The organism is Sphaerimonospora sp. CA-214678, assembly GCF_050942215.1.
GTDB lineage: Bacteria > Actinomycetota > Actinomycetes > Streptosporangiales > Streptosporangiaceae > Sphaerimonospora.
In genome coordinates, this window is the sequence record NZ_CP192056.1 from 5,425,798 (window position 1) to 5,440,531 (window position 14,734).

Annotated in this window: 14 protein-coding genes; 8 read left to right on the forward strand and 6 right to left on the reverse strand. The window is 66.8% G+C overall.

Annotation, left to right across the window (positions count from 1 at the left end):
- Nucleotides 1-11: 11 nt before the first annotated feature.
- The 6 genes from ACQP1K_RS24210 to ACQP1K_RS24235 form a co-directional block, all read right to left on the reverse strand.
- Nucleotides 12-1,265, reverse strand: a complete 1,254-nt coding sequence (locus ACQP1K_RS24210; protein WP_433497984.1) for an aminotransferase class III-fold pyridoxal phosphate-dependent enzyme — start codon at nt 1,263-1,265, stop codon at nt 12-14.
- A 51-nt stretch (nt 1,266-1,316) separates the two neighbouring features.
- Nucleotides 1,317-2,123: an ATP-binding cassette domain-containing protein gene (locus ACQP1K_RS24215; RefSeq protein WP_433497985.1), complete on the reverse strand. Its 807-nt coding sequence runs from the start codon at nt 2,121-2,123 to the stop codon at nt 1,317-1,319.
- Nucleotides 2,120-3,160: an ABC transporter permease gene (locus tag ACQP1K_RS24220; protein ID WP_433497986.1), complete on the reverse strand. Its 1,041-nt coding sequence runs from the start codon at nt 3,158-3,160 to the stop codon at nt 2,120-2,122. Before ACQP1K_RS24220 ends, ACQP1K_RS24215 begins: the two co-directional genes overlap by 4 nt.
- Nucleotides 3,157-4,140, reverse strand: coding sequence for a substrate-binding domain-containing protein (locus tag ACQP1K_RS24225; RefSeq protein ID WP_433497987.1), 984 nt, complete (start codon nt 4,138-4,140; stop codon nt 3,157-3,159). Before ACQP1K_RS24225 ends, ACQP1K_RS24220 begins: the two co-directional genes overlap by 4 nt.
- A gap of 625 nt (nt 4,141-4,765) precedes the next feature.
- Nucleotides 4,766-5,137, reverse strand: coding sequence for a hypothetical protein (locus ACQP1K_RS24230; protein ID WP_433497988.1), 372 nt, complete (start codon nt 5,135-5,137; stop codon nt 4,766-4,768).
- Nucleotides 5,125-5,376 (reverse strand): transposase, encoded by a 252-nt coding sequence (locus ACQP1K_RS24235; protein WP_433497989.1) that lies wholly within the window; start codon nt 5,374-5,376, stop codon nt 5,125-5,127. The genes ACQP1K_RS24230 and ACQP1K_RS24235 overlap by 13 nt, the downstream gene beginning before the upstream one ends.
- Before the next feature lie 59 nt (nt 5,377-5,435).
- Between ACQP1K_RS24235 and ACQP1K_RS24240 the strand changes: the two genes are divergently transcribed.
- From ACQP1K_RS24240 to ACQP1K_RS24275, 8 genes are all read left to right on the forward strand, one after another.
- Entirely contained in the window at nt 5,436-6,416 is a 981-nt protein-coding gene (locus ACQP1K_RS24240) for a phosphoglycerate dehydrogenase (RefSeq protein ID WP_433497990.1), read from the forward strand.
- On the forward strand, nt 6,413-7,099 hold the full coding sequence (locus tag ACQP1K_RS24245) for a hypothetical protein (protein ID WP_433497991.1): 687 nt from the start codon (nt 6,413-6,415) through the stop codon (nt 7,097-7,099). The genes ACQP1K_RS24240 and ACQP1K_RS24245 overlap by 4 nt, the downstream gene beginning before the upstream one ends.
- Nucleotides 7,096-8,382, forward strand: a complete 1,287-nt coding sequence (gene otnK / locus ACQP1K_RS24250) for a 3-oxo-tetronate kinase (protein ID WP_433497992.1) — start codon at nt 7,096-7,098, stop codon at nt 8,380-8,382. Before ACQP1K_RS24245 ends, otnK begins: the two co-directional genes overlap by 4 nt.
- Complete coding sequence (locus ACQP1K_RS24255) at nt 8,379-8,996, forward strand: class II aldolase/adducin family protein (protein WP_433497993.1); 618 nt, start codon at nt 8,379-8,381, stop codon at nt 8,994-8,996. Before otnK ends, ACQP1K_RS24255 begins: the two co-directional genes overlap by 4 nt.
- Before the next feature lie 25 nt (nt 8,997-9,021).
- On the forward strand, nt 9,022-9,729 hold the full coding sequence (locus tag ACQP1K_RS24260) for a substrate-binding domain-containing protein (protein WP_433497994.1): 708 nt from the start codon (nt 9,022-9,024) through the stop codon (nt 9,727-9,729).
- 260 nt (nt 9,730-9,989) lie between these two features.
- The gene (locus ACQP1K_RS24265) at nt 9,990-11,642 is read left to right on the forward strand and encodes a fumarate hydratase (protein ID WP_433497995.1); all 1,653 of its coding nucleotides are present in this window, start codon (nt 9,990-9,992) and stop codon (nt 11,640-11,642) included.
- A 99-nt stretch (nt 11,643-11,741) separates the two neighbouring features.
- The gene (locus ACQP1K_RS24270) at nt 11,742-13,169 is read left to right on the forward strand and encodes a serine/threonine-protein kinase (RefSeq protein ID WP_433497996.1); all 1,428 of its coding nucleotides are present in this window, start codon (nt 11,742-11,744) and stop codon (nt 13,167-13,169) included.
- Nucleotides 13,170-13,260: 91 nt separating this feature from the next.
- Nucleotides 13,261-14,721, forward strand: a complete 1,461-nt coding sequence (locus ACQP1K_RS24275) for a serine/threonine-protein kinase (protein ID WP_433497997.1) — start codon at nt 13,261-13,263, stop codon at nt 14,719-14,721.
- Nucleotides 14,722-14,734 lie beyond the last annotated feature (13 nt).

The window sequence follows — 14,734 nt, forward strand, 5'->3', positions numbered from 1 at the left end:
ACAGATCACGATCACGGCGCAGCGTCCCGCGCAAGCGCCGCCAGGGCATGGTCGGTCCCTTCGAGCGCCCGGTCGATGATGGCGTCCGAATGGGCCGCCGAGACGAACCAGTTGTGCCGCGGGTGCAGATACACGCCGTGGTCGAGAGCATGAGCGGCGAACTTGTAATTGAGATTCTCACCGTGCTCGCCGAGGAACCGCATGTACGGCATCTGCACCGGTCCGGTGTACGACACGTCGAAGCCGTGGGAGGTCGCCTGCTTGGTGAGGCCCTCCTTGAACCGCAGTCCCGCTCGCGCCATGGCGCCGATGGCATCCTCGTCTTCAATGGCGCGGATCGTGGCCAGAGATGCGGCCATGGGAACCGCCGCATACCAATAGGTGCCGGTACTGAAGACCGCTGCCGCGGCTTCCCGCAGAGACTGCCTGCCCAGGATCGCCGAGAGCGGATAGCCGTTGGCGATGGCCTTGCCCCATACGCTGATGTCCGGTTGGACGTCGAAAGTCTCCCAGCTGCTGCCGTGGTGCAGCCTCATGCCGGCTCGGACGTCGTCCAGGATGAGCACAGCTCCGTCGGAGTCGCAGAGACGCCGCAGTTCGCGGGCGAAGGCCGGGTGGATGTCCTCCTGGTCCACTCCGTCATTGTGTTTGAACGGAGTGATGATGATGCCGGCAAGATCGTCGGCTGCCTCGTCCCGCGCAGTCGCCAAGGAGGGCAGATCGTTGTAATCGAAGTAGCGGATGTTCGCGCGGTCAGCGGACGTGACGCCTTCTAGGCCCGGGGTGCACCAGGGTGCCGCGCCGTGGTAACTGTTCCGTTCCACCAGGATGACGGACTTCCCGGTAGCCGCTCGGGCGATCGTCAAGGCCGTCGTCGTTCCATCCGTGCCGTTCTTGGCGAACATGGCCCAGTCGGCGTGTCCGGTCAGACCGACCATCATCTCGGCAAGTTCGACGACGCGTGCCGACGGCAGGTTCTGGCAGTCGGCCTTCGACCGCTGTGCCGCCGCCGCCGCTTCGACCGCCGCATGACCGTAGCCGAGAACGATGGGTCCGTACCCGCAGAGGAAGTCGACGAATTCCCGCCCATCGACGTCTCGGATCAGCGCACCGGATCCGCTCTCCAGAAACTGTGGATAGTTCGTCGGGAACAGTTGAGCACGCTGGTGGCCGTACATCCCACCGGGGATCACGCGCTGCGCGCGCACGCGAAGAGCGGCATCGCGACCATCATGGGCCGGTGGACGCTCATTCGGGGCGTTCACTGTCCTCCTCCTTCCGGCGACCAGCGCCATGTCGATGGTTGATTTGACCGGTCAGCCGTCAGCTCTGTCGTCCGTCGCAGCACTTTGTAGTTCTGCAGCCAGCGCCTCGAACTCCTCGCCGCCGGCCATCAGACGTGTCATCGCGTCGATCGTGATCTCGTCCTTGGTGAAATAGCCCATGCTCGTACCATGTCGGAGGATCAAGAACCCGTTGCCCACCGCATAGGCGTGCTGTGGATTGTGCGAAATGAACACGACGCCCAGACCACGATCGCGAGCGTGAGCGATCTGCCGCAGAACGATGCTTGCCTGCTTGACCCCCAGGGCGGAGGTCGGCTCGTCAAGGATCAACACCCGCGCCCCTAGATAGATGGCGCGGGCGATCGCCACCGACTGCCGTTCCCCTCCAGACAGTGTGCCGATGGGTTGATCCACGTCCCGCAGATAGATGCCCATATCGGCAAGCTCACGCCGGGCGATCTCCCGCATGGCCTTCAGATCGAGCCGACGGAAGGGACGTCGCCCCTTAGACAACTCCGAGCCTAGGAAGAAGTTGCGCCACACGGACATCAATGGCACGGTGGCCAACCCCTGATAGACCGTGGCGATGCCCAGATCGAGAGCCTCCCTGGGACTGGACAACGTCCGTTCCTTGCCCAGGATGCGCAGGGTCCCGTCATTGTGACGGTGAGCACCAGCTAGGATCTTGATGAAGGTCGACTTGCCGGCGCCATTGTCGCCCAAGACACACAGCACCTCGGATGCCCTGATCTCGCAGCTGACGTTGCGAAGGGCGTGTACGGAGCCGAACCGCTTGCCGATCGTACGTACCTCGAGCAGAGGCGTTTCCTCCGTCATACCGCTGCCCTCGCTCGTTTGTTGATATAGAGATTCGCCATCACGGCCATCAGCAGCATGGTTCCGAGGAACGCCTTGAGCCAGTTGTTGTCCCACTGGGCGAAGACGATGCCCTGCAGGGTCATTCCGTAGATCAGCGCACCGATGGCGGCACCGATCGCCGACCCGAAGCCGCCCATCAGGAGGCATCCGCCGACTACGGCGCAGATGATGTAGATGAACTCCTCGCCGATCCCGGTAGTGGCCTGGGCGGTCGAGACGTCGAAGAGTTGGAGCATGCCGACGAGCCACCCGGCTCCGGCCGTCGTCATGAACAGGCCCAATTTGACCTTGGGCACCGGTACGCCGTTCTCCCGGGCGCTGTCCGGGTCACCACCGACGGCGAAGGTCCAGTTGCCGAATTTCGTCCGCATGAGGATGGCGGTCGCCAAGGTGGTGATGACGATCCACCACACGACGGCGATCTTGATGGTCATGCCGAACAGCGGGAACGAGGAACCGAATATCAGCTTGACGGTGTCGTAGCCCGGTACCTGTCGCATGCCCTGGACCTGAACCGTGCCGGTGATCATCTTAGTGAGCGCCAGGTTAATGCCCTGCAGGATGAAGAACGTCGCCAGGGTGACGATGAAGCTGGGCAGGCCTGTGCGCACCACCAGAAATGCGTTCCAGGCGCCGATTGCCAGCGCAATGACCAATGCGGCGGGCACCGCGAACCAGATCGAAATGCCCCATTGGGTAGTGACGACGCCGACGAACAGGGCCGTACTCCCCGTCATGACCCCGGCCGAGAGGTCGAATTCGCCCCCGATCATCAGCAAGGCGACGGCGACCGCCATAATGCCGAAGAGCGAAGATGAGTAAATCCAGGTGGACACCCCAGCCGGGGTCAGGAACGCCTCAGTAGTGATGGAGAAGAACAGCAGGATCGCGAGGGCCGCCACCGCTGCCCCTATTTCGGGCCGACGTAGGAGCACGACCATCGGGTTGGCCTTGACCAGCCGATCGTCTTGGCTAACGGTCATCGCGGATGTCATTTCGTGTCCTGGCCATTCGTCATGTACCGGGCGACATTGTCCGGCGTGATGAAGCCCGGACCGGTGTAGACGGGCTGCTCGCCGCCTACCACGAAACCATGGCGCAGGTGCAGGTCCAGGAAGACCACCGGCAGGTAGCCCTGCAGGTACGGCTGCTGATCGACAGTGAAGAGCATCTTGCCCTCACCGATGAGACGCAGAGTGTCGTCCGTGACCTCGAATCCGGCGAGCTTCGCGGAGCTGTCGGCTTCCGCGATGGCCCCGGCCGCAGCGGTATTGATCCCCGTGTTGAGGGAGACGACGCCATCCACCGTGGGATCCGCCAGCAGGGCGCTCTTGATCAGGTTCTGTGCACCGGCGAGATCGGCGCCGTCGACCTGAATGTGCGTGACGGTGCCGTTCACGCCCTCCTTAATGCCCTGGCAACGCTGCTGGTTTCCGATGTTGCCGACCTCATGGACGATACAGAGGACGTTCTTCAGGTTCAGTGCGGTCAGCCGCGCGCCCGCCTCGCGTCCGGAGACGATCTCGCTCTGGCCGACATAGGTCTGCGCACCGAACTCCTTCCACTGCTCGGCACCCTTGTTGGTGACGATGACCGGGATGCCTGCCGCGACGGCCCGATCGATGGCGTCGCGCACTCCATCGGGGTTCGCGAGCGAAACCACCAGACCGGATGGCTTCGATGCCACCGCCGTATCGATGAGTTGGCTCTGCTTCGACGCGTCATCATCACTCTGGTAGTTGACCCGGATCCCCAGGTCCGTGCCGGCCTCGGCGGCGCCGGTCTTGACAGCATCCCAGAAGTCGTCTCCCGCCCCGCCGTGGGTGACGAACTCGATGCGCACATCACTGGTCGCCGCGGTCTTGGATGCCGTACCGGCATCTCCATCGCTATCCGTACCGGCCGATGCGCACGCGCTGACCACTAACGCCGTCACCACCATCAGCGATGACAACAGCCCTGTTTTCAGTCTCATCTGAAACCTCCACGTTGAGGGAGCTCACATCACAGGAGCGAGGGACTAGTGGCAGACGATAGTATAGTCATTACTTCTATAGCAAGAGGCGACGATGCGACCCGATGGGCTATCATTCGCACTCTTCTCGATCTTGAGGCTGTCGATTTGATGATCGAGCCGGAGCCGGGCTCGTTGATCGCCGATCATGTCCGTGCCGCCTGTGCCCCGAACGTGTCCTCGTCAGAAGACTTCGCACGTCAGCTTGTCGCTATGTGCGAGGAGACGTCGATGGTGCGCGCCGAGTCGGAGGCGCTGCGGCACATCAATGCCCGGTCGCGGGAGTTGCCATCCGGACGTGAGGCCGCGCCATGTCATGGACGGTGATGACATGTAGTCATATGCGACAGCGGGTGTCACGAGCAGGTTGATGAACCGCCACCGGCTTACGGCAGTGCGGGCAGCTCCGCGATCGCCGACAAGGGATTCGCTCCGCTCGGTTTGAGCTAGGAATGCACCGCCCCGCGGTGTTGCGCTCCTTGTACGGATCCGGATCGTGGCTGATCGGGCGGCCGCCTCGCGAACCGCGGTTCTTGCGGTTGGCCGCCTGGTCGGCCTTTTCGGGCATCACAGCGCGGACGTGGCGTCAGCGCGGGTAGGCGCGGTTGGTGCGAGAGGAAAACGCCTTGTCGGCGGACAGGTGGACCTTGCCGGTCAGCCCGCCACGTGAGCGGCCCAGCGCGGCCGCCTTCAGCCATGCCGGGCGTCGCCGGTGCAGCCGCCGGCGTGCGGTTCGAGCCCCGTCCCCGTCGTCATCTCCATCTTCTTCGGGCCCGCCGCCGGGCGGCGTGCGCCCCCTTCCTCCTCGTCGACGACCTTCTCCAATACCTGGAGACAAATCGGGGCTGAGGATCACCCCGGCGGCGTGGTGGTGAGCGCGGGCGGTGGTGGCATCCACGCCGACCGGCCCCAGGTCCGCCTGCCCGCAGGCAGCGGCCTTGTCGATCACCGCGCCCATCGACGCAGGAAGACACCGGTCTTCGCCCCGCCCCGGAACCGGTCGTAGACGGTGGACCACGGTCCGTACTCCGCGGGCAGGTCCCGCCAGGGGCTGCACGTGCGGAACCGCCACATCGCCGTGTTGAACTGCCGCCGCAGGTCCGGGATCGGGCCACGCTCCCCCAAGGGAAGGTGGGGCTCGATCACGACCAGCAGGCACGGCTCTGGCGGCCGGGAGCATGCACGATGAACGGGCATGATGCACAATATGTGCTAATACTATAGTATTCGCTATCACTACTGGAATGGAGAGATCGATGGCACGAGCGGTCACTCTGATCACGACCCCCTGGCTGCGCGATGCCAACGACGTCCACCACCTACTCAGCGACGCCGGCATCGAGGTGCGATACGCCACCAGGGCGGATCAGGCAAATGTCGCCGATGTGGACGCGATCATCGCTGGGACCGAGCCGATCGGAGAAGAAGTGATCCAGGTCGCGCCGCGATTGAGGGTCATTTCCCGTACCGGGGTGGGCTACGACAACATCGACGTCGAAGCCGCGACACGACGTGGCATCGCCGTCTGTGCCACCCCGGGCGTCAATCGACGATCGGTCGCGGAGTTCACGTTGGCCCTCATGCTGAACGTGGCGCGCCAGATCCCTGCGAACTCCCAAGCGCTGCGCAGCGGAGCATGGAAGCAGGACAGCGGGATCGAACTGTACGGCAAGACCATCGGCATCGTTGGCTTCGGTGCGGTGGGGCAGACCGTCTCGGACCTGTGCGGAGCTTTCGGGATGACGGTGATCGCCACAGATCCGAACGTCGACGAGGCGGTGTTCGCCAAGCACGGAGCCGATCAGCGCGATTTGGCCACACTGCTCGCCGAGAGCGACATCGTCACTCTGCACCTCGCCCTGAACGACGACACGCGGAACATTATCGACGCCAAGGCGCTGAACCTTATGAAGCCGGGCGCCTACCTGATCAACGCCGCGCGCGGCAGCATGGTGGACGAACTCGCCCTGGCCGAAGCTCTGAACTCCGGCCGGCTCTCCGGCGCAGCCCTCGATACGTTTGCGCAGGAACCCTTGCCGGCAAGCAGCCCACTGCTCGCCGTACCGAACCTGGTCGTCACACCGCACCTGGCCGGATCGACCGTGGAGGGCCGTCATCGTTCCGGGCTCATGGCCGCACGATCCGTCATCGAATCGATAAACGGCGGGTTCTCGACCCGGACCGTCAACCTGGTCGCACTCACCAGCGACCCCCAGGGGCAGAAGGCACGCAAATGACTGCTGATCGAACCGGAACCGGACCACGTATCGCCCTGATCAGCGCGGTCACCGCTGCCATGGACCCCGCCGCCCAAGCACTTCGGGCGGCCTTCGACACGGTGGATCTGTGGCACCTGCTCGATGACCGGCTCCTGGCTGACGCAGAACACGCGGGAGGGGTGACACCGCCACTGCGCGAGCGGATGAACCGCCTCATCGCACACGCGGAGTGTGAGGGGGCCGATGCCGTGCTCCTCACGTGCAGCCTCTATGGCACCGTCGCGGACTCGTACCGCGGGGCCATCACGGTTCTGGCGCCGGACCAGGCGGCCTTCAGCGAAATCGCCCGAGCCGGATATCGCCGAGTGCTGATCGTCGCGTCCCTGCCCCAAGCGCTCTCCGACAGCCAGCAGCGATTACTGGCCACGCTCGATGCGGCGGGTTCGGCCAGCTCGATCGACGGAATCGTGGTCGACGGAGCCGCAGAGGCGGCGGCAGCGGGCGACACGGTACTGCTGGCACAGCGGATCAGCGAAGCCGTGCGCATCCATCATTCCCACGGCGATGCCGCCGATGCTCTATTCCTGGCGCAATACTCCCTCGCCCCCGCCAGAGACATGCTCGTTCGGGACCTGGCTATGCCTGTACTCTCCGGACCCTCCTGCTCGGCCGGCGAACTACGACGAAGGTTGCGACCATGACACCGCCACGGAGATCAGGTCCGCTGGTCGGCGTCATTGCCGACGACGCCACCGGCGGGACAGACGTCGCCGTCGCCTTCCGACGACACGGCCTCACAGTCTGGCTAGGCTTCCGCACGCCAGAGGATCACGACCCCAGAACCGCCGACGCCGCCGTCGCCGACGTTGTGGTGCTGGCGCTCAAGATCCGCACCATCGCCGCCGACCGGGCCGTCGCAGCCGCGACCACGGCGGCCGACTGGCTGCACCAGCTGGGCGCACAGCGCCTCTATTACAAGTACTGCTCCACGTTCGATTCGACTGCGACGGGCAACATCGGCCCGGTGCTCGACGCACTGATGCTCCAGAGCCGGACCGAGCGAGTCGTACATACTCCGAGTACCCCGGAACACGGCCGGACCCAGTATCTGGGACACCTCTTCGTACACCACGTGCTGCTCGCGGAATCGCCGATGCGGGACCATCCGCTCACACCCATGCGCGATTCTCAGATCGTCCGGTTGCTGGCCGCGCAGACATCCGCCGACGTCCACCTCATCCCCCACCCTGTGATCTCCGCCGGGCGACCGGAGTTGCAGAACCGATTGGGCCAGCTCGATCGTGGACACATCCTGGTCGACGCGATCACCGACGCCGATCTGGCGTCCGTGGGAGCGGCTATCAGCGCCGAGCCCCTCATCGCCGGCGCGGCGGGCCTGGCAGGCGGCCTAGCGCGGGTCCTGGCACCGGCGGTACCTCCGCAGGAGGATACCGTTGTCGATGGCCCGACAGAACGTGCCGCGATCCTCGCCGGTAGTTGTTCGGCACGCACCTTGGAGGAGATCGCCGTCTTCCAGCGCGCCGGGCTGCCAGCCCATCGCCTCGACATCCAGCGTGATCCCGATCCGCAGGCGATGGCGGACCGTGCGCTGGCATGGTTCGACACCCTGGAACCCGGCCGCGTCCCGCTGGTGTACTCCTCCCTACCACCGGCGGAACTGTCCGCCATCCACCGATCCATCGGTGCCGAGGCTGCGGCGCAGGTATTCGAAGAGGCGATCGGAGCGATCGCCAAGGGGCTCGCGAACCGCGGTGTCGACTCGTTCGTGGTCGCAGGCGGGGAGACCTCCGGCGCGGTGATCGAAGCGCTCGGCTGCGCCGGTGGCACCGTCGGTGCCGAGGCCGCTCCCGGAGTGCCGTGGCTGTCGGCAGCGGACGGGAAGCGGCTGCTACTGAAGTCCGGTAATTTCGGTGACGTCGGTCTGTTGGCGAACATCGGACGGCATGGAGACGAGGCTCCATGAGCGACGACCGACAAGCCCTGACCGCGGCGGCCCACTACCTCTTCGAGCGGGGTCTGACCCATGCCCGCACCGGGAACATCGCCCTGCGCACCGACAGCGGCATACTTGTGACCCCGACCGGGACCAGCCTTCGCGACGTACGACCCGATCATCTTGCTGTGGTCGCCCCGGACAACACCCACCTAGACGGACCCGCCCCGTCGAAGGAGTCGTTCCTGCACACCGCGGTGCTGAGAGCTCGCCCGCACGACCATGCCGTGGTCCACACGCATTCGACCTACTCCACCGCCCTGTCGTGTCTGACGGAACTGGATCCATCCGACGCGGTCCCCAGCCTGACCGCCTATTTCGCGATGCGGGTCGGTCGCGTGGTGCTGCTTCCGTACCACGCCCCCGGGGACAAGTCGCTTACGGCTACGGCTGAGGCAGCAGCGACCGGATCCGCAGCGCTGCTCCTGCGCAATCACGGCCCCGTCGTCTCGGCACCGACGCTCGACGCCGCCGTGGAAGCTCTCGAAGAGCTGGAGCACACGGCCCGACTCGCTCTGCTGCTTCGCGACGCCGCCGCAACACCCCTGACCCCGTCGCAACGCCGGGCACTCAGGCCCTACTAGCCCGACAGCCGAAAGGATGCTCCACATGGTTTCCCGCCCATCCCTCACCCTCTTCAGCGGCCTCGTTGTGCGCAAGGCCTTCGACGACGTCATCATCGACGCGTTCGGCCAGGCCTCGGGGATCGACCTGAACTGCGTCTTCGACCCAACCGTCAAGCTCCTGGCGAGGATCGAAGAGGGAGAGCCGTTCGACGTAATGATCGGCACCACAGGCTCCTTCGAGGATCTCGGACGACGTGGAGTGGTCGATCCGGACAGTGTCACCCCCTTCGTCCGTACCGGTATCGGCCTCGGCGTCAAACAGGGCGACCCGCTCCCGGACATCTCCACCGTGGCGGCGCTCACCGAGGCGGTGCGTCAAGCTCGCTCTGTGGCGTATTCGCGCACGGGCCAGAGCGGGATCTACTTTGTGGAGCTCGTAGAGCAGCTCGGTATCGCCGAGGAGGTCCTGTCCCGAGCGACGGTGCTAGAGAAGGGCTTCACCGCGAACGCGTTGATGGACGGCTCGGCTGATCTAGCGGTCCAGCAGGTCAGCGAACTGCTGTTCGTGCCCAATACCGCTGTGGTCGGATTCCTGCCCGACGAGGTGCAGCGCTACACAGAATTCGCCTGTGCCATCAGCACTGGCTCCGAGGTTCCCGAGGCGGGGCGCGTTTTCATCGACTTCATCTCCGGCGAATCGGCGGCCGCCGCCTACCGGGAGACGTTCCTCGAACCGATCTCGCGTCGGTGAGCCCGAACCCGACCGCGTCGCACCGATCGATCCGCCCAGGCCCTCCGTAGCCAGACGAGCGCCACGGCCGGGGTCCGGCAGCGGTGCCGCCGGCCGGCCGTCACCTCCGCGGCCACCACCGCACACCCGCTGGAGCGGAGGGCCCACCCTGAGGCCTGTTCTGCGGGCCTTACCCTTTGGTGGGGCGGGTATCCGCGGCCGGCATGCCGTACGGCACCGCCCCGCCCGACTCAGATGAGGCAGAACAGAGGACCGAGGACATGCCGGAGTTCGACTACACCGACCTGCTGCCGCTAGGGGCGGACGACACCGAGTACCGCCTGATCACCGCCGAGGGGGTGCGCGTCGTCGAGGCGGCAGGGCGTCGGTTCCTGGTGGTCGACCCGGAGGCCCTGCGCCTGCTCACCGAGACCGCGATCCATGACATCTCCCACTATCTGCGGCCATCTCACCTGGCCCAGCTCCGAAAGATCATCGATGACCCGGAGGCCAGCGGCAACGACCGGTTCGTCGCGCTCGACCTGCTGAAGAACGCGGGCATCTCCGCGGGCGGCGTGCTGCCGATGTGCCAGGACACCGGTACGGCGATCGTGATGGGCAAGCGCGGCCGGCACGTGCTGACCGACGGGCGGGACGCCGAGCACATCAGCCGGGGCGTGTACGACGCCTACACGCGTCTCAACCTGCGCTACTCCCAGATGGCCCCGCTGACGATGTGGGACGAGAAGAACACCGGCAGCAACCTCCCCGCGCAGATCGAACTGTACGCCGAGGACCCCCTCGGCCATCCGGACGAGTACAAGCTGCTGTTCATGGCCAAGGGCGGCGGCTCGGCCAACAAGTCCTTCCTCTACCAGGAGACCAAGGCCGTACTCAACGAGAAGCGGATGCTCCAGTTCCTGGAGGAGAAGATCCGCTCGCTCGGCACGGCCGCCTGCCCGCCGTACCATCTGGCGATCGTCGTGGGCGGCACGAGCGCGGAGTACGCGCTGAAGACCGCGAAGTACGCCTCGGCCCGCTACCTCGACAGCATCCCCGCCGAGGGGTCGGCGAGCGGCCACGGCTTCCGCGACCTGGAGATGGAGAAGAAGGTCTTCGAGCTGACCCAGCGGCTCGGCATCGGGGCCCAGTTCGGCGGCAAGTACTTCTGCCATGACGTCCGTGTGATCCGGCTGCCGCGCCACGGCGCCTCGTGCCCTGTCGCGATCGCGGTGAGCTGCAGCGCCGACCGGCAGGCGCTCGCGAAGATCACACCGGACGGCGTCTTCCTGGAGCGGTTGGAGACCGACCCGGCCCGTTTCCTCCCCGACACGACCGAGGAGCATCTCTCCGACGACGTCGTGAGCGTCGACCTCAACCGCCCGATGCCGGAAATCCTCGCCGAACTTACGAAATATCCGGTCAAGACGCGGCTGTCGCTCACCGGTCCCCTCGTCGTGGCCCGCGACATCGCCCACGCCAAGATCGCTGAACGGCTCGACGCCGGCGAGGAGATGCCCGAGTACTTGAAGAACCACGCCGTCTACTACGCGGGCCCGGCCAAGACGCCCGAGGGGTACGCCTCCGGTTCGTTCGGCCCGACCACGGCCGGGCGGATGGACTCCTATGTGGAGCGGTTCCAGGCGGCGGGCGGCTCGCTGGTCATGCTGGCCAAGGGCAACAGGTCCAGGCAGGTGACCGACGCCTGCCGCGAGCACGGCGGCTTCTACCTCGGCTCGATCGGCGGTCCCGCGGCCCGCCTCGCCCAGGACTGCATCAAGAAAGTCGAGGTCCTGGAGTATCCGGAGCTGGGGATGGAGGCCGTCTGGCGGATCGAGGTCGTGGATTTCCCGGCCTTCATCGTCGTCGACGACAAGGGGAACGACTTCTTCCAGGACGCCTCTGGACCGGTCCTGACCATCGGCCGCAGGTGAACTCTGCCGGATGCTGTCAAAACTTTTGACAGAAGATCTCAACAATTTCCCGGCATGGTCTCTACAGGTCGCATCGCGCAAATCGGTAAGCTGCCACCCATGCGTGCGCCCTCCGGATACCTGCTTGCCGCGCGCTACCGGCTTTTGGAGCCGGTCGGCCGCGGCGGAATGGGCACCGTCTGGCGTGCGAGGGACGAACTTCTCGATCGTGACGTGGCGGTCAAGGAGGTGCGGCTGCCGCTGGTCCTCGACGAGGACCTGCGCGCCGAACTGTGCGCCAGGACCGAACGGGAGGGCCGGGCGACCGCCATGGTCGCCCACCCCTCGGTGATCACCATCTTCGACGTGATCACCGAGGACGACCGTCCGTGGATCGTGATGGAGCTCCTCAAGGCGCAGTCCCTCGATGAGCTCGTCAGGCAGGAGGGGCCGCTGCCTCCGCGCCAGGTCGCCGAGATCGGCCGGCAGGTCCTGGGCGCGCTCCGCGCGGTCCACGCGAAGGGCATCCTGCACCGGGACGTCAAGCCGAGCAACGTGCTGGTCACCGAGGACCGTGCCGTACTGACCGACTTCGGTCTGGCCGCCGTGGAGGGCGACAAGTCGATCACGCAGGCCGGAATCGTGCTCGGCTCGGCCGGATACATCGCGCCGGAGCGGGTCCTCGGCGCCAAGGCCAGCCCGGCGGCCGACCTGTGGTCGCTCGGCGCCACCCTCTACACGGCGGTCGAGGGCCGCGGCCTGCACGGCCGTCGTACGGCCGCCGCCGCGCTGGCCGCGCTCACGAGTGGCGCGCCGATCCCCATGGAGCGGGCCGGTCCGCTCGCCCCGGTGCTGCGCGGGCTGCTCCAGATCGACCCCGCCGCGCGAATCGACAGCGTCCGCGCGGCGCTCATTCTGTCCAGGATCGCGTCGGGCGACACCGTGGAGGAGTACGGCCCGCAGCCCCGCCGTACCCCGTTCTCCCCGCCGTCACCGCCCGGGTTCATCCGCAAGCCGCCGCGCCGGGGGCAGCACCGGGCGGAGTCACGGCCGCGGCTGCGCATGTTCCCGCACACCCCGTCCACGCAGTCCCAGCCTCAGTACACTCCACCGCAGTACTCCCAGCCGCAGCACGGCGACCACCACCACACCCAGCCGCAGCAGGTTCCACCGCAGCAGGCCCAGCCCTACCAAGCTCCAACCCCGCATGGTCAGCCGCCGCATTACGGGCGTCCGCAACCGTCACAGCCGCATCAGGCACCACCGCCGCCGCATCCGCGCGACGTCCCGGATGCCTCGACGCCGAACCACGAGCACCCCTGGCCGTACGGCCAGGCGTACCAGCACACGCATCAGCACCTCGCGTACCAACGCGATCACCTGACGGTGCCGACGACACCACGGCGTCGTCCGGCCGAGGGCGTGCACCGCAAGCCGGCGGAGCCGGCGCTTCACCAGATGGTCCGCAGTCCGCTGATGCGGCGGCTCGCCGGGGTGATCAAAATGGTCGTGCCCAGGCGCTTTTGGCCCCGAGATTTCCTCAGGTGACGGGTCGCGTCGCACAGATCTTCGCCGCACCCGTGGTCCGCTGACACTCCCCCAAAGCCGCTCACGACGTGAAATGGCTATCTTTCTTCATATGGCGGAACTGCAACCACGGCTGCTCGCGCACCGCTACGAGCTCCGCACGCCGATCGGCCGGGGGACGATGGGCACCGTCTGGCGCGCCTATGACCGGGCGCTGGGCCGTGAGATCGCTATCAAGGAGATCCGGCAGGACCCGGGACTCACCCCCCGGCAGCGACGTGAGCTGAGAGAACGCATGCTGCGCGAGGGCCGGACGGCGGCCAAGATCAGCCACCCCTGCGTCGCCACCATCCACGACGCCATCGAGGCGGACGGCAGCCCCTGGATCATCATGGAGCTGGTCGAGGGCCGGTCGCTGGAGCAGGTGATCGACGAGGAGGGCCCGCTCCCGCCCCGGCTGGTGGCCGAGATCGGCCACGACCTGCTGGGCGCGCTGCGTGCCGCGCACTCCCGGGGCATCCTGCACCGGGACGTCAAGCCGAGCAACGTCCTGCTGACCGAGACCGGCAGGGTCGTGCTGACCGACTTCGGCATCGCCAAGGCCGCAGGCGACAGCGCCCTCACCCAGACCGGCATGGTGATCGGCTCACCCGGCTACACGGCCCCCGAGCGGGCGCGCGGCGAGCACACCGGCCCCGAGTCGGACCTCTGGTCGCTCGGCGCCACCCTGTATTTCGCGGTCGAGGGCCGGCCGGCCTACGAGCGGGGGTCGCTCAGCGAGACGCTGAAGGCGCTGATGAACGAGACCGTCGATCCGCCCACCCAGGCGGGGCCCCTGCGCCCGATTCTGAACGGGCTGCTGGAGAAGGACCACAGGACCCGGATGACAGCGGGCAGGGCCGCCACGATGCTCCGGATCGTGGCCGATACGCCGACCGGCGGCACATCGGCCGGTACGGCGGCCGGCGCGGGCGACGAGGCGGCCGACTCGGGTTCACCCCGCATTCCGGCCCCCGGGCAGGAAGCGGCGCCCCGGGTCGCCCCGATCACGGCGCGGGAGAACGCGGGACCGGCGGACAACGGCGACGATAACAGTGACCAGACGATGGTCGTCATCCGTCCGAAGGGCGGCCTGCGCATCCCGTCGGTCTCCGCTACGCCACCACCCGCCCCCGACATCGACGAGGTGACCGCTCCCAGGCGACTGCCCGCCTCCGGCAGGGCGTTGCCCCCGAGACCGGGCGCCGACACCGGTCGGGGCGGCGAACAGCGTGCCCCGGAGCCACCCGCCTCCGGGCACGGAGACTCCGGGCACGGGCCCGCACACCCCGCACACCCCGCACACCCCGGGCACGGTCCGGTACGGCCCGCCGCGCCTGCCGGTCCCCAATTCGGCGACCAATCCGGGGAGCAGGGTAACGGTCGGCCGCGCGGGCTGGGCACCGATCTGTTCTCCGTACAGCGCCCGCCGCCACCCGACACCACGGCCAGGATCCGCGTGCTCCTGCTGGCCGGGGCCGCCTTCGCCGCGTTCATCGTCCTCGTGATCCTGATCATGGTGGCGTACGGCTGAACACCGAGAAGGA